The following is a 24,658-nucleotide window of genomic DNA, read 5'->3' on the forward strand; positions in this document are numbered from 1 at the left end:
GCGGCCACCGAGACCGGGCCCGAAACGGCCCGGTCTATGTACGCGCTACTCGAACGAGACGATCAGCTCCACCTCGACCGGCGAGTCGAGCGGCAGCACGGCGACACCGACGGCCGAGCGGGCGTGGATGCCCGCCGAACCGAACACGTCGACCAGAAACTCCGAGGCGCCGTTGATGACGCCGGGCTGGCCGGTGAACGACGGGTCTGAGGCGACGAACCCCGTGACCTTCACGATCTGCGTCACGCGGTCGAGCGAGCCGAGCACGCTCTGCACGGCGGCCAGCGCGTTGAGCGCGGCGATCTGGGCGAGCGCTTTCGCCTCCGACGGTGAGACGAGGCCGACGCCTTCGCCGACCTTGCCGGTCTGGCCGAGCAGGCCGCCGACGAAGGGCAGCTGCCCGGCGGTGAACACCAGCGTGCCCGAGACGATGGCCGGCACATAGGCGCCGGCGGGCGCCGACACGGCCGGAACGACGACGCCGAGCTCGGCCAGGCGCTCAGCCACGGCGCTCACGCGACAGCCCCGCCGACACCGGCCGCGCCGCCGCCAGCACCGCCCGCGCCCCCACCAGCACCGGCCGCCCCGTCGTTCCACGACCCCGCCGCAGCAGCCGCCGAAGCCGCGGCCGCTGCCGGCTCGCTGCCGGCCAACGGCCGCTTCAGGTAGGCCACCATGCCGCCCTCAGGCCCGACGATGATCTGCACCAGCTCCCAGCCGTCCGAGCCCCAGTTGTTGAGAATGGCGGCCGTGTTGTGAATCATCAACGGCGTCGTCACGTACTCCCACTTAGCAGATGTTGCTGGCAAGACCTTCTCCTTTGGCTATTTATCAGCTTTGTAACTTAGGCTCGACTCTATGTCTGCTCCCAAACGTAAGGTTAGCGGCGCGGTCGGAGCCATCCTCGGGCTTGTGGGCATGAGCGCCATCGCCGGCGTACTCGTCACAGCCATGGTCACTCCGGCTCTCGCGGTCACTGGCCTCGGTGCCAACAGCACCATCAGCGTATTCGAGAACCTGCCCGGCTACATCAAGCCCGACGCCCTCAGCCAGACGTCGAGCGTGTACGGCAAGAACCCCGACGGCTCTGAGGTGCTGCTGGCCTCCTTCTTCGAGCAGAACCGCCAGACCGTCGGCTGGAACGACATCAACCAGTACGTCAAAGACGCCCTGGTGTCCACCGAAGACCCGCGTTTCTACGTGCACGGCGGAGTGGATGTTCAGAGCACCACCCGCGCCCTGATCGGCAACTTCGTGGCCGGCGACATCCAGTCGGGCGCCTCCACCATCTCGCAGCAGTACGTGAAGAACATCCTGGTGCAGCGCGCCGAGGCGATCACCGACCCCGACCAGGAGAAGGCCGCCTACGCCGAAGCCACGGCCACCACCTTCGATCGCAAGCTCAAAGAGATGAAGCTCGCCATCGGCCTCGAGAAGGAGTACAGCAAAGACGACATCCTGCTCGGGTACCTCAACATCTCGCTGTTCGGTGGGCGGGTGTACGGCATCCAGGCCGCCGCCGAGTACTACTTCGGCGTGAGCGCCAAAGACCTCACGCTGCCCCAGGCCGCCAGCCTCATCGCTACGGTCAACGAGCCTGAGGGCCTGCGCATCGACGACCCCGACAACATCGCGGCCAACCAGGCCCGGCGCGACAAAGACGTGCTCGCCTCGATGCTCAAAGAGCACACGATCACGCAGCAGCAGTACGCCGACGCCATCGCCACCCCGGTGACCCCGAACATCACCGAGCCGTCGACCGGCTGCCAGACGGCCATCGACGGTGCCGGTTTCTTCTGCGACTACGTCAAGAAGATCATCGAGCAAGACCCCACGTTCGGTGCGACGGCGGATGCCCGTGAGCACGCCCTCAACACCGGCGGGTACCACATCACCACCACGCTCGACATGAACCTGCAGAAGTCTGCAGACGACACCGTGAAGTACTACATTCCCTACGACGACCCGCAGATGGATCTCGGCGCAGTACTCGTCACGGTCGAACCCGGCACGGGCCGCGTCACAAGCATGGCGCAGAACAAGAACTTCTCCGAAGACCCCGCTGCTCCGGCCGACTCTACGTCGGTCAACTACTCGACCGACGTCGACTACGGCGGGTCGACGGGCTTCCAGGTCGGCTCGACCTACAAGCTCTTCACCCTGATCAACTGGCTGCAGACCGGGCACTCCCTCGGCGATATCGTCAACGGCGCGAACGGCCAGAAGTTCAACATGTCGAGCTTCAGAAACTGCGACGGCACGGGTGGCGGAACCTACACCCCGCAGAACGACGCAGGCGAGGCCGGTGGCCGGGCATCCGTTCTCACCCAGTTCGAAGAGTCGGTGAACAACGCGTTCATCGCGATGTCGCAGCAGCTCGATGCCTGCGACATCCGTGACGTGGCGAAAGCCCTCGGCGTGCACCGCGCCGACAACACCCCCCTGCAGACCAACATCACCGCGGTGCTCGGCACCAACGAGATCGCCCCGCTGACCATGGCCGCGGCCTACGCCGGCGTCATCAACAAGGGCATGTTCTGCACTCCGGTCGCCATCGACAGCATCACCGACGCCACCGGCGCCCCGGTCGACGTTCCGAAGTCGACGTGCACGCAGGCCATCGACCCGAAGATAGCGGTCGCCGCGACCTACGCGATGCAGGGCGTCATCCAGAGCGGAACGGCCACCCCGGCCAACCCCTACGACGGCACCTCGCACGCCGGCAAGACCGGCACCACCGACAACGAAGAGAGCATCTGGCTGGTCGGCGGCACGACCAAGCTGGTGACGGCATCGTGGACGGGCAACGTCACCGGCCACGTCTCGATCAGGCACACCGCCATCGACGGACCCGGCAGCGGCAACATCTACAGCGGCCTGTCGCGGCTGCTGATGTGGCGAGACTTCTACAAGAACACGGCCGACGCCTACGGCGGTGACAGCTTCTCCACGCCTGACCGCAACCTCACGAACGGCACTTCCATCACGGTGCCCGATGTGTCGGGCCAGTCGATGGATGCCGCACAGTCCCGCCTCGAGAACGCCGGTTTCGTGCCGAGCGACGGTGGCGACGTCGATTCCGACAGGCCAGCCGGACAGGTCGCCCGCACCGACCCTCCGGGCGGCTCGAGCATCACGAAGGGCTCGAACGTCACGGTCTACACCAGCAACGGCAAACTGAAGAGCCTGCCCGACACGACCGGCAGCTCGATCTCAGATGCAACCGACGCGCTGAAGGGATTCTCGGTCAGCACCAGCGTCAGTCCCGACCCGACCTGCAAGGCCAATACGGTTGTGAGCCAGACACCGGGGGCGGGGCTCGTGAACCCCTCCACGACGGGCGTTAGCCTTGTCATATGTCCGAAGAAGTAGAAACCAGCGAGTGAGCCCGGCCAGCACCACGCCGGCGACCGCCGGCACGAGAACAGCTGTCGTCGAGGTGGCGCCCGCATCCACCCGCTCCGCATCGGGGGCAGCCGTGGCCGCGACAGCCCTCGGGGCCGTTGCTGCCGCGGGCGTGGGGGCGTTCGCGTGGGGCTCGCTCGTCGAGCGGCGGTTGTTCACGCTGCGCCGCGTCTCGGCCCCGGTGCTGGCGAAGGGTGCGCATCCGATCAGGGTGCTGCATCTGAGCGACTTCCACCTCGCGCCCTGGCAGCACCAGAAGCAGCAGTGGATTCGCCAGCTCGCGAACCTCAAGCCCGACCTCATCATCGACACGGGCGACAACCTCGGGCACACCGACAGCTACGACGCACTCGAGTATGCGCTCGAACCGCTGCGCGGCATCCCCGGCGCGTTCGTCAACGGCTCGAACGACTACTGGGCGCCCGGCTTCAAGAACCCGCTGCGCTACTTTCTCGGGCCGTCGAAGGCTCACCCCGAGCCCGAGGCACTCGACATCGAGCGCGAACACGCCATCTTCGCCTCGCTCGGCTGGAAAGACCTCAACAACACGGCGGCCGCACTCGACATCCGCGGCACGCACATCGAGCTCTTCGGCGTCGACGACCCGCACCGTCACTACGACAAGCTCGAGCTCATCTCGGGCGCCCTCGACGACCTGCGCGAAGAGGAATCCGACGACGACAACGCGAACCAGAACAACACCGTCTTCGACCGCAGCACGGTCACCATCGGCGTCGCCCACGCGCCCTACCAGCGAGTGCTCAACTCGTTCGTGAACCACGGCGCCGACGTCATCTTCTCGGGCCACACGCACGGCGGCCAGGTGTGCGTGCCCGGGTTCGGCGCGCTCGTCACGAACTGCGACATTCCGCGCAAGCAGGTGAAGGGGCTGAGCATCTGGCGGCGTGGCCGCCGGGCGGCCTACCTCAACGTGTCGGCCGGCCTCGGAACCTCCATCTACGCCCCGGTTCGCTTCGCGTGCCTGCCCGAGGCGACGCTGCTGACCCTCACACCGGCGCACTGAGACACGGCGTACCGCAGCACCCCAAACATCAGGTATTCTAGATAAGTTGTTCGGGCCGGTTCACGCCAGTACGAAGATCGATCGGGGTATGGCGCAGCTTGGTAGCGCGCGTCGTTCGGGACGACGAGGTCGCAGGTTCAAATCCTGTTACCCCGACACAACGTGAAAGGCCACCGCGAGGTGGCCTTTCGCGTCTCACCCGGGAGCGACTAGGTCGCACTCGCGGGTCAGCCGACGAGGGTGGTGGCGCCGAGCATCCCGCCGCTCTCTTCGAGGTAGCAGGCGCCGCAGAGCGACTCGTACGTGACGGAGTCGCCGTCGATCGCCACTTGGGCGCCGTCGAACACAAACCGACCGTTGACCTGTCGCGAGTTGAAGATGGCCTTTCGGCCGCAGCGGCAGATGGTCTTCAGCTCTTCGAGGCTGTGCGCCACCTCGAGCAACCGGGCGCTGCCCGGGAAGGCCTCGGTGAGAAAGTCTGTGCGGATTCCGTACGCCAGCACCGGAACGCCATCGATCAACGCGATGCGCAGCGCGTCATCGACCTGCGCCCGGGTGAGAAACTGCGCCTCGTCGATGAGCAGGCAGCTGACTCCCCCGACAGCCGCACTGTGCCGCGCGAAGGCCTCACGAAGCGACTCGCCGGCCTCGACCAGGAAGTCGACGTTGCGCGTCACCCCGAGCCGCGAGACGATCTGCCGGTCGCCGCGGGTGTCTTTCGCCGGCTTCGCGATCAGCACGCGGTGCCCGCGCTCTTCGTAGTTGAACGCGGCCTGCAGCAGCGCCGTGCTCTTTCCGCTGTTCATCGCGCCGTACCGAAAGTAGAGTTTTGCCACCGCTAAAGCCTAGGGCTTTTCAGAACAGCGTCGGCGGGTCGGCCGCAGGCGCCACAGCACCCTCGGCGACGCCTTTCGGCTGCGCATCCAGGCGCGACCGCGTCTTCACGATGCGCCCGTCGTCGAGCGTGAAGATCGTCTCGTCGTCCATGCGGGGCAGAAACCCGAGCGCCACCAGGCCGCCCTTCTGCGGCGCGCCCGCGCCCGCACCCGCTGCACTCACCGCGCCCGCCGCACCCACCGCACCCGCGGCACTCGTGGCCCCCGCCGCACCCACGGCGCCCACGGCACTAGCGGCCCCCGCCGCACCCACACCCTGCGCCAGCGCACTCGACCGCACTCCACCCGTCGACGCGTCTTCTTCGCCGCGAACCAGCCCATGCCGCGCGATCAGCGGCCTGATGCGCGCCGCGAGCCATGTGCGGTACTCCTTCGGCGCGTACGACGTCGCCCCGAAGTACATGCTGCGATACGGCTCCACGAGTTCTGGATGCTCACGCGCCAGCCACTGCATGAACCACGGTTTGACGCCCGGGCGCAGGTGCAGCGCCGTGTACAGCACGCTCGTCGCTCCTGCCGCCTTGATCTGGGCCAGGGCGGAGTCGAGGTGCGTGGTGGTGTCGGTGAGGTACGGCAGAATCGGCATCATGAAGACGGAGCAGTCGAGCCCGGCATCCCGAACCGCCGACACCGTCGTCAGTCGGGCCTTCGCGGTGGGCGTGCCCGGTTCGATCGACTGCTGCAACTCGTCGTCGTAGACCGCGATCGACAGGGCGAGGTCGACCGGAACCTGCCGTGCCGCCGAGGCGAGCAGGGGGAGGTCGCGCCGCAGCAGGGTTCCCTTGGTGAGAATGGAGAAGGGTGTGCCCGAGTCGGCGAGCGCCTCGATGATGCCCGGCATGAGCTTGTAGCGGCCCTCGGCGCGCTGGTAGGGGTCGGTGTTCGTTCCGAGAGCGACCGGATGCCTGCCCCACGACGGCTTCGTCAACTCTTTCGCCAGCACCTCGGCCACGTTGACCTTCACAATGATCTGGCTGTCGAAGTCGTGCCCGGCGTCGAGGTCGAGATAGGTGTGCGTCGGCCGAGCGAAGCAGTACGTGCAGGCATGGCTGCAGCCCCGGTAGGGGTTGATCGTGTAGCCGAAGGGCATCGAACTCTGCCCGGGAACCTTGTTCAACGCCGACTTCGCCAGCACTTCGTGGAAGGTGATTCCGGCGAACTCGGGGGTCTGTACGCTGCGCACCAGGTTGTTGAGCCGCGCGAGCCCGGGCAGCGCGTCGGCGCTGTCGACCCCGAGTTGTTGTGTGCTCCACCGCATGCGAACATTCGAACATATATTCGAACGGGCGTCAACCTCGCTGCCAGCGTGCCGAGCCGAAACGCGGAACACGCGAAGCACGTGGCCGTGTGGGGAAACGACACCGGGCGCTCCCCGCGGTGAGGGGTGTCAACCGCGGGAAACGCCCGGTGTCTACGTGCGCCGAGAGGTCTCCATCGCAGTTAGAGACCTGGATCTCGGCACGATGGGTTATTCGGCGCCCTCGGGCTCTCGGATTGGAACTTTCTCAAGAAACTTTCCGCCGCCCCGACGCATCGGTGTCACCCCCCGGATGCCCCGCCACCCGTCTGGTCGCCATCACCCGGGTCGTCACCGGCCGCAGCGGGACGCCGCCGCGACAGCACGAGCACCAGCACCACGCCGGCGATCGCCAGCACCACGATGCCGCCGGCGATACCCAGGATCAGCCACGGATCGACCCCCGACCCCGCAGTCTGCGTCGGCAGCGCCGCCACCGACGTCGACCCGACCGCACTGCCGCAGGCCGGCCCGCTCGCACTGCCGGCGGAGGGCGTCGCTGCTGTGCCTTCGGCAGGCGCGTACGTGAAGCTGATCGAATTCGACACCGGATGCCCGTCAGACGACACGATCTGCCAGCTGACCTGGTACTTCCCTGCGGCGCCGAGGTCGACCGGGGCTGAGACCGTGCGCCCGAGGATGGTCGGGCATCCAGTCTCGAAATGAGTGGATGCCCCGTCGGGCCCCGTGACCTCCACCACCGCCGAGGCGCCGTCACCCGTCAGGTCGAGAATGACGTCGTTGAACGTCACCGTCACGGTCGACAGCGGTGCGGTCACGGTCGAGTCGGGCTCGGGGTTGCTGTCGACCCAGTAGTCGTGCGCGCTCGCACTCGTCACCGGAACCAGCGCCAGCGCGGCCGCAAGCCCCACGCCCAGGATGCTCGCCAGCACCTTCGGGCCGCGCCGGCCGCGCGCGCCGCTCTCTTTCGCCGCGTGCTCGCTCCGCGCCATCCCCGCGCCGCGGCGGCCGCGCGCGCCGCCCTCACTCACCCGACGACCTCCCGGCACCGGAGCGCCCGCGTGCCCGCGTCACCGCGAACACCGCCACCACGAGCGCGACCGCGCCGAGCGCCAACCCCGCGATGCCCACCGCGAGCGCCACGGCCTCGGTGCTGCTCGTCGTCGAGGTGACGGTTGCCGTGCCCTGCGTGATCACCGAGCCGTCACCGCCGGAGCCTGCGGCGGCGCCATCGGTCGCCGAGACCGACGCCGAGCCAGAGCCGGAGGCCGCCCCGGCCGCAGCACCGGCCCCCGCCTCGGCCGGCGGCGCGTCAGTGATGTACAGCGTCGGCGCCGGGTTCTCCGGCTCCACGCCCGAGGCCGGAGTGGCGTCGACCCAGTCGGCCACCGTGCCGTCTGAGTAGGTCTGATGCACCGGGAACATCACGCTTCCGGTGTCGGGCACCGGCCCCGCCGACACCACGAACTGCTGGAACTGCCCCGGCGCGATCGCGGCGGCTCCATCGGCCGTGAAGGTGATCTGAGTCGGTGCCTCGGTGATGGTGCCGTCGTCGGTCGTGACCGGAGTGGCGAGGGTCGAGGTGACAACGTTCGCCGTCCATCCGCTGATCGGCTGGTACGAGATGCTGCCGAACGGCGTGTCAGTCGGAAAGTCGATCTCGACCTTCACCGTGCTGGCGGTCGCCGACTCGGTCGGCACCTTGAACGTGAGCGTGGCGTAGCTCCCGGCCGTCGCCTGATTCGGCGTGACCGGAACGTGGGCGCTGGCGGCCAGCGGCACACCCACCGCCAGGCCGAGCGTCACGGTTGCTGCAGTGATCGCGCGCGCGATCGTCTTCTTCTTCATTTGTGAGGGTTTCCGTCTCTCGGCTGCTCATACGGCAGCCGACAATGTGAACAGTTCTAGGCGAGTGAGAACTGCCACACGGGCGGGCCACGGTGCCGCAGGCGGCCGATCAGTATCCAGAGGGCTCGTGGATGCCCGGGGTCACGTGAGACGACCACCCCGTTGGGCGTGCGCGGCGTGGGGCGCTCGACGTAGACGACGCGTACGAGGCGCAGAACGTACATCCGCGCGCTCTCGATCACACTCACGATGGACTGCTCACCCCGCCGCAGCGCCCACACCGTGACGAGAGCCGCCACGAGGTGGGCGAGCCACATCCAGCTGCAGTCGACGGCGCTGAGAGCGTGACCGGCGCCCTGCGTGGCGGTACCGCCGTTCAGCAGCAGCGCGAGCAGGTCGGGTGCGCCGGAGCCGTGGCCCATCGAGCCCATCGAGCCCATGCCGGGCATGGAGGTCGTGTTTGCTGTGCCGGTCATGCCCGCCATACCGGTCGCCCTGGCGCCGATGCCGCCCACCGGCGTGCCGACCGAGAAGAGGAGGTGCAGGGCGAGCTGGCTCAGCCCGACACCGATGCTGAGGCGCAGAAGAGAGAGCGTCTTGCCGGCAAGCAAGACGCAGACCACCGCCGAGAATGCCAGGGCGAGGAGGAGGCCCACCGAGCCCGGCGCCGAACCACCGCCGGCGACGTGCGAGAACGCGGCCACGAAGACGGCGACCCCGGCAGCGCCGAGGCCGCGCAGGGTGCGCGCCGCCCTGCTGCTCATGCCGTTTCTACCTTCGCCGTCACGGCAACCAGTCTATGTACCCCGCCCCCTCACGGCGTGCGGGGTGTGTGCGCCCTCGCCCCCGCCCGGTTGCACCCCCGCCCGTCGTACTCTCACCCCTGTGAGCCAAGCTGCCCGTCAAAACCCGTCTCCTCCTACTCGACGACAGGCTGCGCACCATCACCGGCTCGATGGCCCGAGCGGCGGCGATGAGCCTGCCGCGCCTGTTCATTCTCGAAGACGACTATCGCGTCGCCGTGCCGCGCGCCGAGCTCGCCTGGGTCGATGCGCAGGTCGACGCGCTGGCCTCCGGCGCCCTCACCTGGTCGGCGGAGTGGATCGCCGAGGTCGCCGCCGCCTTCGAGCCCCGCGCCTGAGCGGCTCCCCCGGGCGCCGTTCTGCGCAGATGGCTGCTAAGAGCCCTAATGACAGCCATGTGCGCAAACTCGATGGGCGCAGACGGGCACCGATGGGCACCGACGGGTGCACTCCGGGCGCCCCAACACCGCGCCGCGGGGGCAGCGCACGCCGAGCGCTTCAACACCGCGGCGGGGGGCAGCGCACCCTGCTGCCGGCCCTACTGCCCGAAGCTCAGGATCGTGTTCAGCGCGAACACCACGATCAACCCGTTGAAGAAGAAGCTCAGCACCGAGTGCCACACCACGCGCCACCGCACCCGCGAACTGCGCACTTCGACATCGGAGGCCGCGAACGACGTGCCCAGCGTGTACGAGAAGTAGACGAAGTCGAGCACGCCCGGGTGCGGCGTTCCCGGAAACCGCATGGGAGCCGTCGCGGTCGGCGACTGCGCGATCATCCTGAAGTAGAGCTGCTGGTAGATCTGCGCGAAACCCCAGTGCAGAAACCCCCACGAGAGCAGCATCGCCCATACGCCGACGACGTCCCAGAGCGGGCCGAAGTCGGGGTCAGAGCGCAGCGTCAGCAGCTGGAACGCCGCCCCGACGCCGACCAGGCTCGCCGAGAACGTGCCGATGAACGACACCGCCTGCGCCCCCGCGCTCAGCTCGATGCGTGTCGGCGGCCCCTCGAAGGCGCGGCGCCTGTGGCTCAGGATGCTCAGCGAAACGATCACGGTGAGGGCGTACAGCGTTCCGAGCAGGCACCACACGACCAGCGTCACGATCGCCATCGTGTTGTCGTCAGACGAGGCGAACGTCAGCCCGATGACCACCATCGCGAGTTGAACGATGGCGCTCAGCACGAACGCGGTCACGACGACGACCTGCCGCCGCCGCCCCATCACGGCGGCCGCCTCGACGTCGGGCTCGACCGTGCTCTCGCCCCGAGCATCCGCATCGCTGACGCCACCACCGCGGCCGCCCTCGCCACCGCGGCTTCGCTCGCTGCCGCGGCTGCCCTCGCCGCCGCCCCGGGCATCCGCACCGGCGTCGCCCCGGGCATTCGCACCACCCTCGGCGCCACCGCCGCTCGGCTCGGCCTCTGCTCCCGCTGCCGCCCCGCTCACAGCGAGCCCCAGTGCCCGAACGGCAGCACGACGGCGAACGCCCGCCCCACGACGTCGGCGCGCCCCACCATCTTCAGACAGTCGTCCGTCGACGCGGTCGGCGACCGCCCCCGGCAGGCGTAGATCGAGTCGTTCGAGTTCGACCGGTGGTCGCCGAGCACGAAGTATTCGCCCGCCGGCACGGTCACTGTCGGAAAGCACCGCTGCGACTCCGGCACCGTCGTGCAGTCGAGAACGCCCGGCGTGAACGGATAGTTCTCGTAGACGTAGGACTCGTCGATCGCCACCCCGTCGACCATCACCTGCCCTGACGCGCTGCAGCACGACACCGTCTGCCCCGGCCCCGCGATGACCCGCTTCACGAGCGTGTGGTCGAGCGACGCCCCGATGCCCACCACCCCGCCCAGCCACTTCAGCGCGTACGTGAACGGGTTCGACGGAACCACCGCCTGCTCCCCCCACAGATCAGACGCATTGAACACCACCACGTCGCCTGGCTTCGGATTCGCCCCGAACTCGAACGACACCCGGTCGACCAGTATGCGGTCGCCGATCGCCAGCGTCTGCTGCATCGACCCCGACGGAACGTAGTACAGCTTCACCACGAACTCCTGCACCAGCGCGAGCACCACGAACGCCGCGAGCAGGTTGAACCAGAAGCTCCCGGTGATGCGCCGGATGCCCGTGCGGCCCCCACCCGAACGACGACGCCCCCCGGCAGAACTCCCGGCGGCGTCCACGGGCTTCCGGCCGCCGCGCGCCTCGTCGCCGTGGGCACTCCCGTCAGCACCCCCCACCGAAGGCGCAGCACCCACCGCCGCACCCCCCACCGCACCCGCGGCACCCGCCGCCACGCCCCTCTCGCCCGCCGCCGCACCCCCCACCGCACCCGCAGCACCCGCCGCCGCACTCCCAGCGCTCGCCGCCGCACCCCCCTCACTCACCGAGCACCTCCTCCGTCAGCAGCCCGATCGCCGTCAGCTCCGCCACCGCCGCCTCGACCAGCTCCCGCGCGGCACCGGCACCACGATCCGCACCCGCACCGGCACCCACGTCCACACCCGCACCCGCACCCGCACCGACACTCACGGCCGCACCAGAGCCGACACCCGCACCCGCACCCGCACTCACGGCCGCACCAGAGCCGACACCCGCACCCGCACCCGCACTCACGGCCGCACCAGAGCCGACACCCGCACCCGCACCGGCACCGCCATCCGCGCCCCCAGGCTCCCCATGCTCGGCCACCACCGCCCGCACCAGCTGCGGCACGGTGCGCGCGTACACCGCGGCCGCCCGCATGATCGTCGGAGCGATGCCCCCCAGCACCCGCACCGTCGTGCCGCTCAACACCACCATCGAGTCACCGTCGCGAACCGCATCGGCGTACGACGCCCGCACCGCCACAGAGCCCGGCAGAGCATCCTGAGCCACCTCGGCGAACAGCTCGGCGAACACCCCGGGCAGCGTCGACGCCTCGCGGTAGGTCACCGCCCGCAGCCCCCCACACGCCGCCAGCACCTGTACCAGCCTCTGCAGCGGCGCCTCGCGCTCGGGCAGGTAGCTGATCTGCGGCACAAGCTCTTCGATCGACTCGGCCAGCCCCACGCTCCGGATGCTCGGCAGCTGCTCCCCGGCCGACACCCCCGCACCGGCCTCACCCACGCCCACGCCCGCACCGGCACCGGCATCAAGAGCACCCGCACCGGCCTCACCCGCACCGGCCTCACTCGCACCGACAGCACCCGCACCGGCATCGGCATCGGCACCAAGAGCACCCGCACCGACAGCACCCACACCGGCCACACCCACACCAGCCGTGCCCGCTCCAGCCCCGCCAGCCCCGCCAGCCCCGCCCACCGCACCCACAACCCGGTCGAGCAGCACCACCCCCGCCAGCCGCAGCGGCCGCCTACCCGGACGCCTCAGCCCCAGCGCCCCCGGCGAGACCTGGTCTTTCCACGGCTCGGGAGGCGGTTGCTTCACCGACAGCGGCTTTCCGTACGCCAGCACCCCGAGATCGTCGTCGATCGCCAGCGTCTCGTCGGTGACGTACTCGAACTCGCGACCCAGCGCGATCGACGCCGTCGTCTTGCCCCGCCCCGACGCGCCGAGAAAGGCGATGACGTTTCCCGTCGCCGGGTCGGCCACCCCGCCCGCGTGGAACATCAGCAGCTCGCCGCGCCGCTCGTCGATCGCCATGCGCGTGATCAACCCCGACAGTGCGTCGGCGAGCGTCCGGAAGCTGCCGGCCTCGACAGTGCGCGCCGCATCGACCGCGGTCGACGGCTCGGTGGAGCGCTGCTGCCCGGCCGACCGCTGCGAGGCACGGATGATCGTGGCGTCGTCGGCCGGCCCGTCGACGATGCTCGCCCCGCACCACTGCCACGACTCGACGAAGGCTCGGGCATCCGTCTCGCCGACGCCGTCGAGCTCGACGGCGAACGGCACCTCGAGCGCACTCAGCGTGACCCACGACCCCATGCCCCCAAACTACCGTGCGCATCTGCCACGGCCGGCAACCATGTTCGCGCGATCATCTTGGTGAACTCGAATAAACGTCACAATACGATCATCTTCACGACAGAGATAGTCACATTCGCGACACGAAGCGTCGTTGGCGCGACCGGGCCTCTGCGGAATAGGTTAACTTTTTGCTAAGCGAGTTGAGGGGTCTCTCGTCGACCAGTACCACCAGGGGGCAAAATGACCACATCAGCACCGTTGAAATTCGGTGAAGTGACCATTGAGAGGCAGGTTCTACCGGCTGGAGTCAGCGTCGTCAGGGCGACGGATGCCCGAGACGGGCGGTTTCTGCGCCTGCTCTTCCCGATCGACGCAGGCGTCATCGTCAGGAGCACGCCGGGCAGCCAAGACATGGTCGGCCGGTCAGACATGGCCTGGCTCACTAACTGGAACACCTACTCGCTCTACGTCGCGAACCCCGCCACCGTGGTCTCTGTGCTGGTGCCGGCGCGCATCCTCGACGAGAGCGCAGACAGCTCCCGCGAGCTGCCCATCGTGGCCGCCAGCACCCTCTGGCTGCGCAACCCCGTTCGCGAGTTCGTGCGCAGCATCACGGCCGATGGAGCGCCCCGCGAGCGACTCCCCCAGTACCTCGTCGAGAAGCTCATCTTCGAGATGACGCTCTCGCTGCTGCTCGAGACACAGGGCATGAGCAAGATCTCGGCCACCGCCGAGCGCGGCCTGCACGCCCGCGCCATGGCCTACATCGCCGCCTACAAGTCAGACACCGAGCTGACCCCGGCCAAAGTGGCCGGCACCATGAACATCTCGCTGCGTCAGCTGCAACGCGCATTCGCCGCCGAGAACTCGTCGATCACCGAAGAGATTCGCCAGCACCGCGTCGAGACCGCCGCCGGCCTGCTCGCCGACCCCGCCTACCGTCACCTCGACCTCACGCAGATCGCCCAGCACGCCGGCTTCGGCAGCCCCGCAGAGATGCGCCGCGCGATCGCCGCGGTGCACGGATGCACGCCCAGCCAGCTGCGCGTCACGGTCTGAGTCGCGGGGCCTGCGTCTGAGTGGCACGGCCGGCGCCCGACTCGCAAGCCCAGCGCCCGACTCGCAGACCCGGCGCCTGACTCGCGGGGCCGGCGCCTCAGTATTCTCTCTGAATGGCGTCTGGGTTCACTCAGATGAAACACGATCGTCACACTCGCTGACTACCCTCGAATGGGGGGCAACGAGGCAGCGTTAGCCTCCTTTTCTCGCGTTCCTCCTGTGAAAAACACTCACCGCGAATGTTGGAGGCTTTATGGCTAAGAAGCGACGCCATCGTCGATCAGTGTCTCTACCGCAGTTCGACGATCTCGGGCCCGTGATTGTCAAACCGACACTGAACCTCGACAGACTCGAGCAGATGGTCGCTTCCCAGGCGGCATTCGGCGGCCCTATCCGAGCACGTCTGCAGCTCGAACGACTCGAGGGAAAGAGCCGCCTCATGGTCGTCCTCGTCTACACAGCGTCGCGCATTCGAGTCGGTCCACTGGATGAGATCTATGCACAACCAATGCTGCTTCGCGTGCGATGGCTGTCTGTGAGAAGACGAGTCTTGTCGTGTGACGCTGAGGTCGATGGCAATGCCAATTCACCCGACTTCCTAAACGTCACCCTTAATCCGCGTCTGACACCCGCCCCTGACTCAGACGACGACATCGGGATCAGGCGGAGAACCAGCTCAACCTGAAGTCGAGTTTCCTCGACCGGCGAACGCGGTCAGGCAGACCCACGTCGTGTTGCGACCCACCTTCAGTCGTGGCGGGCTTGTCGTCGAACACCCGGAAATCGGTAACCGATTGAACGAGGGATAGTCCGCCAGCTGGCGCCAACCCCGTCAAGAACCGGTCTGTCGACGGGCTCTGCGCATCGATAGAGGTACCCGGCCCGAGTTCGAGGGCAAACGACGCGGCGCGGGAAGAGCCGCGCGCACTGGCTGGTGCTGACATTCCGAGGTCGAACCGTCCCGCGACAGCCTCAGATCGAGCGACACTGTCTGCCGGAGTCGACGGCAAGAGCGATACGAGGGAGTGCTTCATCCCGTGGGGCGGCTGAGCAGCAAGGGTGCGAGTGTCGTGCAGCCCGAACGTGTTCGACGAGTAGAGCGGTCTGAAGCGCATTGAGCGAAGGCGCCACCACGACAAGACCCACGCACCGACTCCCAAAAGGAGCAGCAGACCACCGGCGAAGCTGGCGACGATGAACGGGAACGCGTTGTAGGCAACCGTAGACGAAGGCGGCGGGTAGAACGGCAACTGAAGGGGAGGAAGCGGCTGTGCGGTCGACGTAACCAAAGGCGTAGGCGCTGGCGAGGGACTCTCTGCGGGTGTTGCTGTCGGCGAGGCGGATGCGGAATCGTCCTCGTTCGATGACGGCACACCCTCCTCCACAGAGGCCGATGGCTCCGGCACGGGTGCTGCGGACTCTGGCGCTGGAACGACGGCGGGAGGCACAGGGGTCTCAGTCGGAACCGGGTCAACACTGGGTTGAGGTTCTGCAGTGGGCCCGGGCAGCCCAGTCGGAGCGGGTTCCTCCGTTGGGCCAGGATCACCAGTCGGTGCCGGGTCACCAGTGGGGGCAGGATCGCCCGTAGGGGCCGGCTCCCCGGTCGGGAGCGGATCTAGAGGCAGTTCACCATCAGAAGGAACCGCGTCGTGAGCCGCCATAGAGACCGAGGAGATCGCAGGCGCGGCTTGTGCCGAAGACAGCGCAAACCAAGGCAGGCCAAGAGCAACAATCACCACGGCGCCACGGGCAAGCCGAGTCGTGCGATCGGTGTTGGCGCGCATGGCTTCTCTCGTGTCGGATGAGCCCTCAGGCTGTCAATTGTTGATGATCCCCCGGTCAACTGTATAGTTCTGAAGGCAGGGCGCGCCAAACGCCTTCATTTTGTTTTGCGACCCGAAGCGCAAATCTCTCACTAGTCCGCGCATCCCATGCGTTCCCACCCTCGAAGCTGGGCTGGCGGGATGCCCGGGTGATTACAAAGGGAAACTAACTTGGGTCTTCACGATTACATCCGCGTCATTCGAAAAGGGTGGATCTTCATTGTGGTCTTCGCTCTTGTCGGATTGGGGGCCGGCGCCGCCTATGCAGCCACCGCAACGCGCCACTACACCGCTACGGCGACGATGTACGTGTCAGTCCAAGCCTCAGATACACCGACACCTGGTGAGCTGACTTCAGGCAACACGTACGCCCAGGCGAAGGTCAAGTCCTACCTCGACATTCTGACAAGTGCTTCCGTGCTCGACAGCGTAATTTCTGATCTTCATCTCGATATGACCGCGAAACAACTTGCATCGAAGATTTCGGCTAATTCGCCGACCGGAACGGTGATCATCGAGCTGACTGCCACCGACAACGACCCGCAGACAGCCGCGAACATCGCCAATGCCACAGCCGATAGTTTCAGCACGGTGGTCGTTCAGTCGTTGGAGAAGCCCACGAGTGGTGGGTCCAGTCTCGTAAAGGTGGCTGTGATCGACCCTGCCACACCGTCGAGCAGTCCGGTCAGTCCAGACGTCCCGTTGAGCATCGCCCTCGGTTTCATCGTCGGGCTCATCTTCGGGGTGGCCGCAGCCTTCCTTCGTTCAACGCTCGACACACGCGTGCATGGCAACCACGACGTCACTGCCGTGTCTGATGCTCCTATTCTCGGGGGAATCAGCTATGACCCGGATTCGGCGAAGCATCCTCTTCTGGTGCACACGGATCCGCGCAACCCGCGAGCCGAGGCTTTCAGAGCCCTCAGGACAAACCTTCGCTTCGTCAATGCGGGCTCTGACAACCACTGCTTCGTAGTGACCTCGTCGATCGCTGGAGAAGGTAAGAGTACGACTTCGGCCAACTTAGCCCTTGCTCTGGCGGAGACGGGCGTTCGTGTCGTACTGGTCGACGGCGACTTGCGCAAGCCGAAGCTCGCAGAGTACATGGGACTTGAGGGGGCCGTCGGCCTCACTGACGTTCTCATCGGCAGCGTCGCTCTGGCTGATGTTCTGCAACGGTGGGGTAACCGGGAACTCTATGTGCTTCCAGCCGGCAGGATTCCTCCCAACCCGAGTGAATTGCTCGGGTCGCAGGCTATGCAAGACCTTCTGTCTGCGCTGAACGAACAGGTCGACTACGTCATCATCGATGCGCCCCCCCTTCTGCCTGTGACTGACGGAGCGGTGATCAGCAGTATGACCGCCGGGGCGATCGTCGTCGCCTCTTCGGGAAAGGTGAAGCGCACGGAACTTGCACGTGCACTGAATTCCCTGGCCAGCATCAAGAGCAACGTCGTCGGCATTGTCATTACGATGCTGCCGTCGAAGGGCCCCGACTCGTATAACGCTGAACGGTACGGATACTATGGCGCGTCCCCCGAGAATGAACCGGTTGACGCTGGAGCACCGACCCGGCGACGCCGGGGAAGGAAGTAGCCCGGGCCGGATGACCGTCGTGACCGGATGCGTCGGTGCCTCCATGTACGTGAGCGGGATGGTCGAGGATGCGCGCAGGTAGTGCATCGTTGGTGGCTGCCGCCATGTGGCTGCTCCGCAGGTCGACAGACGCCCGCATTGCAGGTATTCGTCACCGAGACGGTCGCAGTGCGATGTCCCCGTTGCGACCGACACGTCCCGATTCTTTCCGACAGGCCATAGAAACCGAACTATTGCAGCCGACGACAATAGTCGCGCACCCGAACTATCAGTTGCTCTCGCGTCCGCCCGATAGGGAGAAAGCAATCGCGGCAAGCACTGTGGCGCCGTACTTGTCTCCCTCGAGCGCTGACTGGCGTGCTGCGCGCAGAACAATGTCGATTCCCACGCTGAGAGCGTCGTTTTCTTCCATGATCTGATGGTGGCAGCATTTATGAACGGCGCTCCCGGTCTGTAACACAACTTAAACCAACAGATCGCCCCGCCCGCGAGAGGTGATTTTAGGAGCTCCGGCCGGCCGCAGCAGAACAAGTTGTTAGCATGGAATGAATCCCCCGATCCTTTCCGCCATAGCGGTTGCTGAACGCTATCTACAGCCCGAAGGATATTACTATGTGCCTGCCTCACCATTTGGACGCTCCCTGACGATGGCCACTCGCAGAAGACGAACCTGGGCGATCATCGGAATTGCGGCTTTTGTCGCACTGGATGTCGCGCTGATTGCATTTGCGCTCACCCCGCCGACTCCATCGGCGACGTCGCTGCCCCTGTATACGGCAGGTCCCACGACTCAAAGCCCCAATTCCTCCGCTTCTGCCGCGCCCATCGCCAGCCCCAGCCCGACAACCTCCGCGCCACCCAGCGCGACAGTGGGCGCCAATTCACGCATCATGGGGCTGGCCTCCCCCACTGAGGCATACAGGGCCACGCTGGGCAGTTGCAGCGGGTCTGACTCCATCATTGAGACCTCCAGTGACTCTGGAGCATCGTGGCAATCTGTCACGCCGTCCGAGCCAGAGATCCGCGAAATAGAAGACCTGGTTGTAGTCGACGACTCCCAGGTGGAACTGCTCGCTGAGTACGGCGCCGCGTGCACTACGTCTGCAATCACGACATACACCGGCGGGGAGTACTGGGAAGCCTACCCAGACCGCACCGCGTCGTTCCAGCCGACGCAGCCGGCGCTTTCGAGCGTTCCCGTTCCAGGCGTGTTCGCCATCACCCCCGACGGCAGTGGCTTCACCATTGCGGTGTTCGGCGACCCCTCATGCTCCGGATTAAGTATTCGCACTCTGCCGTCCGCAACGTCCGCCGTCGGGGAGTCGGTAGTCGGTTGCCTCGCCGGTGTTACGTCCCCCGCTCCGATCGCTCTCGCGCAGACCGGTGCGACCGTCTGGCTGTGGGCAGGAGACCGCATTTACATCTCTCCCGACGGCGGAGCAACGTGGAAATGAAGGTGATCTGGCCGTTATGTGGCGCCGTCGACTGATCGTCATGGCGCTGATAGTGAGCGTCTTCACCGTCGCCCTCACCGTCGTAACTGTCAAAGCGTTCAGGTTTCCTGATGTAGACAAGCCCATGAAGACAGATGTGATATTTGTGCTGGGGCCTGCGACGCCATCGAGGATCGCACTCGCCGAGAAGCTGATACACCAGGGGCTCAGCGACAATCTGATGATCTCGTTGCCTGACACAGGAAAGGTGAACGCGGAGTCTCTTCCTCTCTGCTACCAGCCTCACTTTTACACTGTGTATTGCGCGCGAGCTGATCCGTTCACCACGCAGGGGGAAGCACGCTACCTGAGAGACCTTTCGGCAGAACACGGCTGGACCAGCGCAACGATAATCACCTTCACCCCTCACGTGACAAGAGCGCGCCTGATACTGCAGCGATGTTTCAACGGTAGCCTCTCGGTCGAGTCAGACAACTCGACTCTGTCGCCACTCGAATGGCTCTACGAATTCGCGTATCAGACCGGAGCGATGGCAAAGGCACTGGCCAGCCCCGGCTGCTAGGGAAGAGGAGATGCGCGAGCAACGCTGATGAGCGCTCAGTGAGACGTCGTTCGGTCAGACCGAAATGTCGAGGACTTGAGCGGTTGCGGTCAAGGTCTTCCGGGCCCGCGAGGGCGCCTCGTTCAATTTTGTACCGAGCGAGGGGATCATCTTCTTGAGTTGGGGTACCCAATCTTTGTACTGCTCAGGAAAGCAGCGCGAAATGACGTCAAGCATAATGGGCACTGCCGTCGACGCTCCCGGCGACGCTCCCAGCAAACCGGCAATGGAGCCATCGGCGCTTGTAATGACCTCGGTGCCGAACTGCAACACGCCACCGCGTTCGGCGTCTTTCTTCATCACCTGCACCCGCTGACCGGCCGTGATCAAGTACCAGTCGTCAGCCTTGGCCGTGGGCATGAATTCCCGCAGAGCAGCCATCTTCTTGTTTCGGCTGGCGAACACTTCACTGATCAGATACTTCAGCAGATCGATATTGTCCCGAGCGACCGCGAGCATTGGTCCGATGTTTCCAGGTTGAATTGAACGTGGCAGATCCAACCACGAACCGGACTTCAGGAATTTCGGGCTGAATCCCGCGTAAGGCCCGAAGAGCAGTGAGGATTCACCATCGACGACACGCTTGTCGAGGTGAGGAACAGACATCGGTGGTGCGCCGACCGACGCCTTTCCATAGACCTTCGCCTGATGCTCACGCACAACAGCCGGATTGTCGGTGCGAAGGAACTCGCCGCTGATCGGGAAGCCCCCGAAGCCTTTGATTTCGGGAATGCCCGATTTCTGAAGAAGGTGGAGGGCCCCGCCGCCGGCTCCGACGAAAACGAACCGCGCAGCCACCGAACTCGTCGTGTTGCCGACGGACTGGCGAAGTCCCACACGCCACGTGCCGTCTTTCACTCTCTTCAGACGAGTAACCGTATGACTCGTGAGCAGCTGTGCTCCGTTGTTCTGGAGATACGCAAGCAGTTGCTTTGTCAAAGAGCCAAAATCAACGTCGGTACCGGAAGGTACTCGAGTCGCGGCAACGACGTCGTCCTTTCTGCGGTCCCGCATCAGCAAGGGAGCCCATCCGTAGATCACTCGCGGATCGGTTGAGAATTCAATTCCCTCAAAGAGGGGCTCAATGAGCAGCGCTTCATACCGCTTACGCAAATACGCTACATTCGCCTCTCCCTGGACGAATGTGATGTGGGGAGTCGAGCTGATGAATGTCTCAGGTCTGTCAATCAATCCGTGCTCAATGAGATACGACCAGAGCTGTCGGCTGACCTGAAACTGCTCGTTGATGGCGACGGCCTTCGACGTCTCGACAGATCCATCCTTGGCTTCAGGCATGTAATTCAGTTCGCAGAGCGCGGCATGCCCGGTACCAGCGTTGTTCCAGGCATTTGAACTCTCCAAGGCGACATCGCCGAGCCGTTCATAGATTCGAATGGACCAGTCCGGCTGAAGAAGCTTGATCAAAGCCCCGAGAGTGGCACTCATGATGCCACCCCCGATCAGAACGACATCGGTGGGGTCCGTAGTTGAGGTCACCGAATTATTCTATCGCGGGCACAGGACACGCGGCCCGCGTGTTCAGTCGTCCATTCTGGCTTCGGTGTATTCCGCTTCCTCCAGCAACTGTTCGAGGCTAGGGCGTTCTACTGGTGGTTCATCTTTCGGTTCGCGATTCGGATCCGGTTTCATGTCGACAGCATATATTCGGCTGCGAAAATGCGCCCGACACAATGCTGTAACCTTCTGTCCGTACGCTTCATTTACCGCCGCCCTGAAAACGGGCATTCTCCCGTGATGTCAGTGAGAGGCAGATAATTGGCGTTGGCTCCGGAAGTGCCCCAGAAGCATCTCAGTTCAGCAAAGCCCTCCCCGTCGGGCACCAGAGGAATTCGACTCGACATCGAGGGCCTCCGGGCCGTTGCTGTACTCTCTGTTCTCATTTATCACTTGAATGGTAAATGGCTACCGGGAGGTTTTGCCGGCGTCGACATGTTCTTCGTCATCTCCGGGTTTCTGATCACCTCCCATCTCCTCGGCGAATCTCGACGAAAAGGCCGGCCTTCCCTCAGGGCTTTCTACGCGCGACGTATCATGCGCTTGATTCCGGCGTCGACGCTGGTGTTGATTGCCACCAGCATCGGTGTAATGGTTGTGGTTCCACGCATCCTGTGGAGTCAGATCGGCACTGACATCATGGCTGCCGGCGTCTACAGCCTGAACTGGTTGCTCGCATCGCAGTCAATCGACTATCTCGCCGAAGACACCATTGCATCACCGGTGCAGCACTTCTGGTCGCTTGGTGTCGAGGAGCAGTTCTACCTGATCTGGCCGCTGCTCATCATCCTTGCGATCGTATGGGCACGCAAATCTCGTCTGGCTCCTCGCGCGACCGCGAACGTCGGTGCCTTGGTCGTATTCATAGCATCGTTCGCTTATGCGCAACACCAAGTCGCTATTGGCGACGTGTCAGCGTATTTCACGACGACGACCCGGTTGTGGGAACTCGCAGCCGGTGCTCTCGTGGCAATCAACATCGGCTGGTTTCGCGGCGCAATCTCTCATAGGTGGTTCGGTGCACTGACGATGGTTGGTCTCGTGATGCTGATCTGGACGATCTTCTTCATCGACAGTTCAGCATGGCCCGGTTTTCCGGCCCTGGTTCCAGTCGTTGCCGTCGCGTTGATTATTCTGGCCGGTGATACGCTCCCGCCCAGCGTCGCTCAGCGAATTCTCTCGATCAGGCCGATGGTATGGATCGGATCGATCTCGTATGCCATCTACCTCTGGCATTGGCCTCTTATCGTTCTCGCGAGCTACAAGTGGCCGAACCGGTCGACAGCTATCAATGTCGGGTTGATTGTGCTCTCCGTCGCACTGGCGTGGGCGTCTTCGCGATTTATTGAGACTCCTCTGCGTTTTGCGAAGTGGTTCAAGGTCAAGACCTGGCGGTCTTTTGTCTTCGGCGCGGTGGCGATCGCAGTGAGCGTCTCACTCGGGGCAGTGCTTTTACTCGCAGGCCCAACGAACGCTCTGAAGCCGCCCGCCGGCGCGGCGCCTGCAGGGGCCGCGGCGCTCCCAGAAACCATCGACCTTTCGTCAACGACCGCCGCGGAATGGGTCTCAAACGTGGCATGGGTTCTTCCCGCTCCGCTCGACGCTGTGCAAGACGTGCCCCCTATCTACGCCGACGGTTGCCAGCAGAGCGACACATCCAGCGATCCCGTCTCCTGCACCTATGGCGACAAGTCGTCCCTCAAGACCATGGTGCTTGTCGGAGACTCCAAAGCGGCTCAATGGATGCCCGCGCTCGACATCATCGCGAAGAAGCACGGCATGAAGCTCGTCACTTTCCTCAAGTCGTCGTGCTCGTTCGCAGACGCGAACGTGACGATCGACGGCCGCTCGTACCCATCGTGCACCGAGTGGAATGCCAAAGTTACGTCCGAGCTCGACTCGCTCAGGCCTTCGCTGGTGGTGACCAGCCAGGTTCGCGCAGCCGCTGAAACTCCGGGCAGTGGGGGCCAAGACACTGATACAGGACGGTCTCTGATGACTCAGGGACTGGAACAGACATGGCAACACCTTCTGTCGAACGGATCAAAGGTGCTTGTCATCGGAGATACCCCGCAGGTGGGTTCTAATGTCTACGAATGCGTCGGAGAGAATCCCGACAATCTCGCTGTCTGCGCCTATCCGCGCCAGAAAGCTGTCGACGCCAGCGCACAACCGACCCAGCGCCTTGCCGTGGCCGCGCTTCATGGCGAAGTCATCGACGCTGCAGAAGATCCTGACTCCCAGTCGACTCCGTCCCAGCTCGCGCTGATCGATATGGATGCTGCGATCTGCCCGTCAGAGACGTCATGCCCCCCTGTCATCGGCAACGTGCTCATCTATCGATCGGGATCACACATCACGGCGACGTACGTCGGTACATTGGCGCAGCGGCTTGAGGCGAACATGCTGAAGGCGTCTCTGGTCGATTGAATCAGCGAACATAGGTCAGCCTCGATCCGGATGACTTTTCTCGCATCACTGTCTTTATACCGAGACCGGCGCTAATCTGATCTAGTAACCCGTTCGGGGGGAAGTTTCTGGGTGGGTCACGGCGTTTGGGGAACGCATCACCTTGCGCTTACCTGTTTGAATACAGCGGGGTCTCGTGAAGTCCTATGTCATTCGTATGGGCGCAGTTGCCGCTCTGGTGCTCGCCTCAATCGTCGCCCTCAGCCCTTTCGACGCTTCGGCCGCACTGGCCGCCACGGTGGCCGGTCCCGGTACCTACGAGAATGACAGTGCTTCTCTGCAGTACACGGGCACCTGGACCACGACGACGTCATCGAACGACAGTGGCGGCTCCTACGCAAGCAGCGGTTCGCCGACCGCCATTGTGTCACTGTCGTTCACCGGCACAAGCATCCAATGGATCTCTCGCAAGACCGCCTCGTCGGGCATCAACGATGTCTACATCGACAACACCAAGGTCGCCAGCGTAGACCGATACAGCTCGGCCGGCCTCTACCAGCAGGTGGTCTACTCCACGACCACCCTCAGCGACACCAACCACACCATCACCATCAAAGCCACCGGCACCCAAAACGCTGCCGCCACCGGCTCTCTCACCACCATCGACGCCTTCCGCGTGCCGGATTCGACGGTGGTCACCGGAGTCAAGGCCACAGCTGACACGGATTCCGTGGCCTTGACCTGGACTGCGGTGTCAAGCGCCACTGGGTACCGCATCTACCGGGGTACCAGCAGCAGCTCGCTCACCTCGATCGCCGATATCACAGCGAGCACCGCGAAGTACACCGACACGAAGTGAAGTCCGGAACCCAGTACTACTACGCCGTAGCCGCCCTCACCAGCGCAGGCGCGGCGTCTAAGTCCGCCACCGTAGCCATCGCCACGGTGGCCGGTCCCGGTCCCGTTCAGAACAACAACACCGCGGTGCAATACGCAGGTACGTGGTCTACCACGTCGTCATCGAACGATAGTGGCGGCTCCTACGCAAGCAGCG

General features: G+C 65.0%; 21 protein-coding genes, 1 tRNA gene and 1 pseudogene. 11 read left to right on the forward strand and 12 right to left on the reverse strand.

Annotated elements, in window-relative coordinates; all coding sequences use genetic code 11:
* Positions 1 to 45: 45 nt before the first annotated feature.
* Both V3W46_RS16060 and V3W46_RS19675 read right to left on the reverse strand, forming a co-directional pair.
* Positions 46 to 516, reverse strand: coding sequence for a RidA family protein (locus V3W46_RS16060; RefSeq protein WP_331784147.1), 471 nt, complete (start codon positions 514 to 516; stop codon positions 46 to 48).
* Positions 513 to 809: a hypothetical protein gene (locus V3W46_RS19675; protein WP_443069994.1), complete on the reverse strand. Its 297-nt coding sequence runs from the start codon at positions 807 to 809 to the stop codon at positions 513 to 515. Before V3W46_RS19675 ends, V3W46_RS16060 begins: the two co-directional genes overlap by 4 nt.
* A 49-nt stretch (positions 810 to 858) precedes the next feature.
* Between V3W46_RS19675 and V3W46_RS16070 the strand changes: the two genes are divergently transcribed.
* From V3W46_RS16070 to V3W46_RS16080, 3 genes are all read left to right on the forward strand, one after another.
* Positions 859 to 3,372: a transglycosylase domain-containing protein gene (locus V3W46_RS16070; protein ID WP_331784148.1), complete on the forward strand. Its 2,514-nt coding sequence runs from the start codon at positions 859 to 861 to the stop codon at positions 3,370 to 3,372.
* A gap of 106 nt (positions 3,373 to 3,478) precedes the next feature.
* Complete coding sequence (locus V3W46_RS16075; protein WP_331784171.1) at positions 3,479 to 4,429, forward strand: metallophosphoesterase; 951 nt, start codon at positions 3,479 to 3,481, stop codon at positions 4,427 to 4,429.
* Positions 4,430 to 4,511: 82 nt separating this feature from the next.
* Positions 4,512 to 4,585, forward strand: a tRNA-Pro gene (locus tag V3W46_RS16080).
* Between the two features lie 71 nt (positions 4,586 to 4,656).
* Here the strand turns inward: V3W46_RS16080 and V3W46_RS16085 are convergent.
* The 5 genes and pseudogenes from V3W46_RS16085 to V3W46_RS16105 all read right to left on the reverse strand — a co-directional run bounded on the left by V3W46_RS16085 (position 4,657) and on the right by V3W46_RS16105 (position 9,195).
* Entirely contained in the window at positions 4,657 to 5,265 is a 609-nt protein-coding gene (locus V3W46_RS16085) for a thymidine kinase (RefSeq protein WP_331784149.1), read from the reverse strand.
* 259 nt (positions 5,266 to 5,524) lie between these two features.
* Positions 5,525 to 6,583: pseudogene (locus V3W46_RS16090) on the reverse strand (Rv2578c family radical SAM protein); the annotation flags it as partial.
* 281 nt (positions 6,584 to 6,864) lie between these two features.
* Positions 6,865 to 7,614 (reverse strand): copper resistance CopC family protein, encoded by a 750-nt coding sequence (locus tag V3W46_RS16095; protein ID WP_331784151.1) that lies wholly within the window; start codon positions 7,612 to 7,614, stop codon positions 6,865 to 6,867.
* Positions 7,607 to 8,431 carry a YcnI family copper-binding membrane protein gene (locus V3W46_RS16100; protein WP_331784152.1) on the reverse strand — a complete coding sequence of 275 codons (825 nt, stop codon included), beginning with the start codon at positions 8,429 to 8,431 and terminating at the stop codon, positions 7,607 to 7,609. The genes V3W46_RS16095 and V3W46_RS16100 overlap by 8 nt, the downstream gene beginning before the upstream one ends.
* Before the next feature lie 56 nt (positions 8,432 to 8,487).
* The gene (locus V3W46_RS16105; RefSeq protein ID WP_331784153.1) at positions 8,488 to 9,195 is read right to left on the reverse strand and encodes a hypothetical protein; all 708 of its coding nucleotides are present in this window, start codon (positions 9,193 to 9,195) and stop codon (positions 8,488 to 8,490) included.
* 191 nt (positions 9,196 to 9,386) lie between these two features.
* On the opposite strand from V3W46_RS16105, the gene V3W46_RS16110 reads away from it, so the two are divergent.
* The gene (locus tag V3W46_RS16110) at positions 9,387 to 9,572 is read left to right on the forward strand and encodes a hypothetical protein (RefSeq protein ID WP_331784154.1); all 186 of its coding nucleotides are present in this window, start codon (positions 9,387 to 9,389) and stop codon (positions 9,570 to 9,572) included.
* A 200-nt stretch (positions 9,573 to 9,772) separates the two neighbouring features.
* Here the strand turns inward: V3W46_RS16110 and V3W46_RS16115 are convergent, their stop codons facing one another.
* Genes V3W46_RS16115 through V3W46_RS16125 form a run of 3 tightly spaced genes read right to left on the reverse strand, consistent with a single transcriptional unit; the run spans position 9,773 to position 13,165 of the window.
* Positions 9,773 to 10,681, reverse strand: coding sequence for a DUF1345 domain-containing protein (locus V3W46_RS16115; protein ID WP_331784155.1), 909 nt, complete (start codon positions 10,679 to 10,681; stop codon positions 9,773 to 9,775).
* Positions 10,678 to 11,625 (reverse strand): signal peptidase I, encoded by a 948-nt coding sequence (gene lepB / locus V3W46_RS16120; protein WP_331784156.1) that lies wholly within the window; start codon positions 11,623 to 11,625, stop codon positions 10,678 to 10,680. The genes V3W46_RS16115 and lepB overlap by 4 nt, the downstream gene beginning before the upstream one ends.
* Positions 11,618 to 13,165 (reverse strand): hypothetical protein, encoded by a 1,548-nt coding sequence (locus V3W46_RS16125; RefSeq protein ID WP_331784157.1) that lies wholly within the window; start codon positions 13,163 to 13,165, stop codon positions 11,618 to 11,620. Before V3W46_RS16125 ends, lepB begins: the two co-directional genes overlap by 8 nt.
* 255 nt (positions 13,166 to 13,420) lie before the next feature.
* On the opposite strand from V3W46_RS16125, the gene V3W46_RS16130 reads away from it, so the two are divergent.
* Positions 13,421 to 14,206, forward strand: coding sequence for an AraC family transcriptional regulator (locus V3W46_RS16130; protein ID WP_331784158.1), 786 nt, complete (start codon positions 13,421 to 13,423; stop codon positions 14,204 to 14,206).
* Between the two features lie 1,994 nt (positions 14,207 to 16,200).
* Entirely contained in the window at positions 16,201 to 17,625 is a 1,425-nt protein-coding gene (locus V3W46_RS16135; RefSeq protein WP_331784159.1) for a polysaccharide biosynthesis tyrosine autokinase, read from the forward strand.
* A gap of 268 nt (positions 17,626 to 17,893) precedes the next feature.
* Here V3W46_RS16135 and V3W46_RS16140 read toward each other — a convergent pair whose 3' ends face one another.
* Positions 17,894 to 18,037, reverse strand: a complete 144-nt coding sequence (locus V3W46_RS16140) for a hypothetical protein (protein ID WP_331784160.1) — start codon at positions 18,035 to 18,037, stop codon at positions 17,894 to 17,896.
* A 133-nt stretch (positions 18,038 to 18,170) separates the two neighbouring features.
* Between V3W46_RS16140 and V3W46_RS16145 the strand changes: the two genes are divergently transcribed.
* Both V3W46_RS16145 and V3W46_RS16150 read left to right on the forward strand, forming a co-directional pair.
* On the forward strand, positions 18,171 to 19,079 hold the full coding sequence (locus V3W46_RS16145; RefSeq protein WP_331784161.1) for a hypothetical protein: 909 nt from the start codon (positions 18,171 to 18,173) through the stop codon (positions 19,077 to 19,079).
* A 40-nt stretch (positions 19,080 to 19,119) separates the two neighbouring features.
* Positions 19,120 to 19,641, forward strand: coding sequence for a YdcF family protein (locus V3W46_RS16150; RefSeq protein WP_331784162.1), 522 nt, complete (start codon positions 19,120 to 19,122; stop codon positions 19,639 to 19,641).
* A gap of 54 nt (positions 19,642 to 19,695) precedes the next feature.
* Here V3W46_RS16150 and V3W46_RS16155 read toward each other — a convergent pair whose 3' ends face one another.
* Positions 19,696 to 21,177 (reverse strand): malate:quinone oxidoreductase, encoded by a 1,482-nt coding sequence (locus V3W46_RS16155; protein ID WP_331784163.1) that lies wholly within the window; start codon positions 21,175 to 21,177, stop codon positions 19,696 to 19,698.
* A gap of 297 nt (positions 21,178 to 21,474) precedes the next feature.
* Between V3W46_RS16155 and V3W46_RS16160 the strand changes: the two genes are divergently transcribed.
* The 3 genes from V3W46_RS16160 to V3W46_RS16170 form a co-directional block, all read left to right on the forward strand.
* The gene (locus V3W46_RS16160) at positions 21,475 to 23,625 is read left to right on the forward strand and encodes an acyltransferase family protein (RefSeq protein ID WP_331784164.1); all 2,151 of its coding nucleotides are present in this window, start codon (positions 21,475 to 21,477) and stop codon (positions 23,623 to 23,625) included.
* A gap of 175 nt (positions 23,626 to 23,800) precedes the next feature.
* Complete coding sequence (locus V3W46_RS16165) at positions 23,801 to 24,463, forward strand: hypothetical protein (protein ID WP_331784165.1); 663 nt, start codon at positions 23,801 to 23,803, stop codon at positions 24,461 to 24,463.
* The coding region (locus V3W46_RS16170; protein WP_331784166.1) for a hypothetical protein at positions 24,460 to 24,658 on the forward strand (199 nt) is incomplete at its 3' end. The genes V3W46_RS16165 and V3W46_RS16170, both read left to right, overlap by 4 nt.

Source organism: Subtercola sp. YIM 133946, assembly GCF_036553535.1.
In the GTDB taxonomy this organism is placed as follows: Bacteria; Actinomycetota; Actinomycetes; order Actinomycetales; family Microbacteriaceae; genus Subtercola.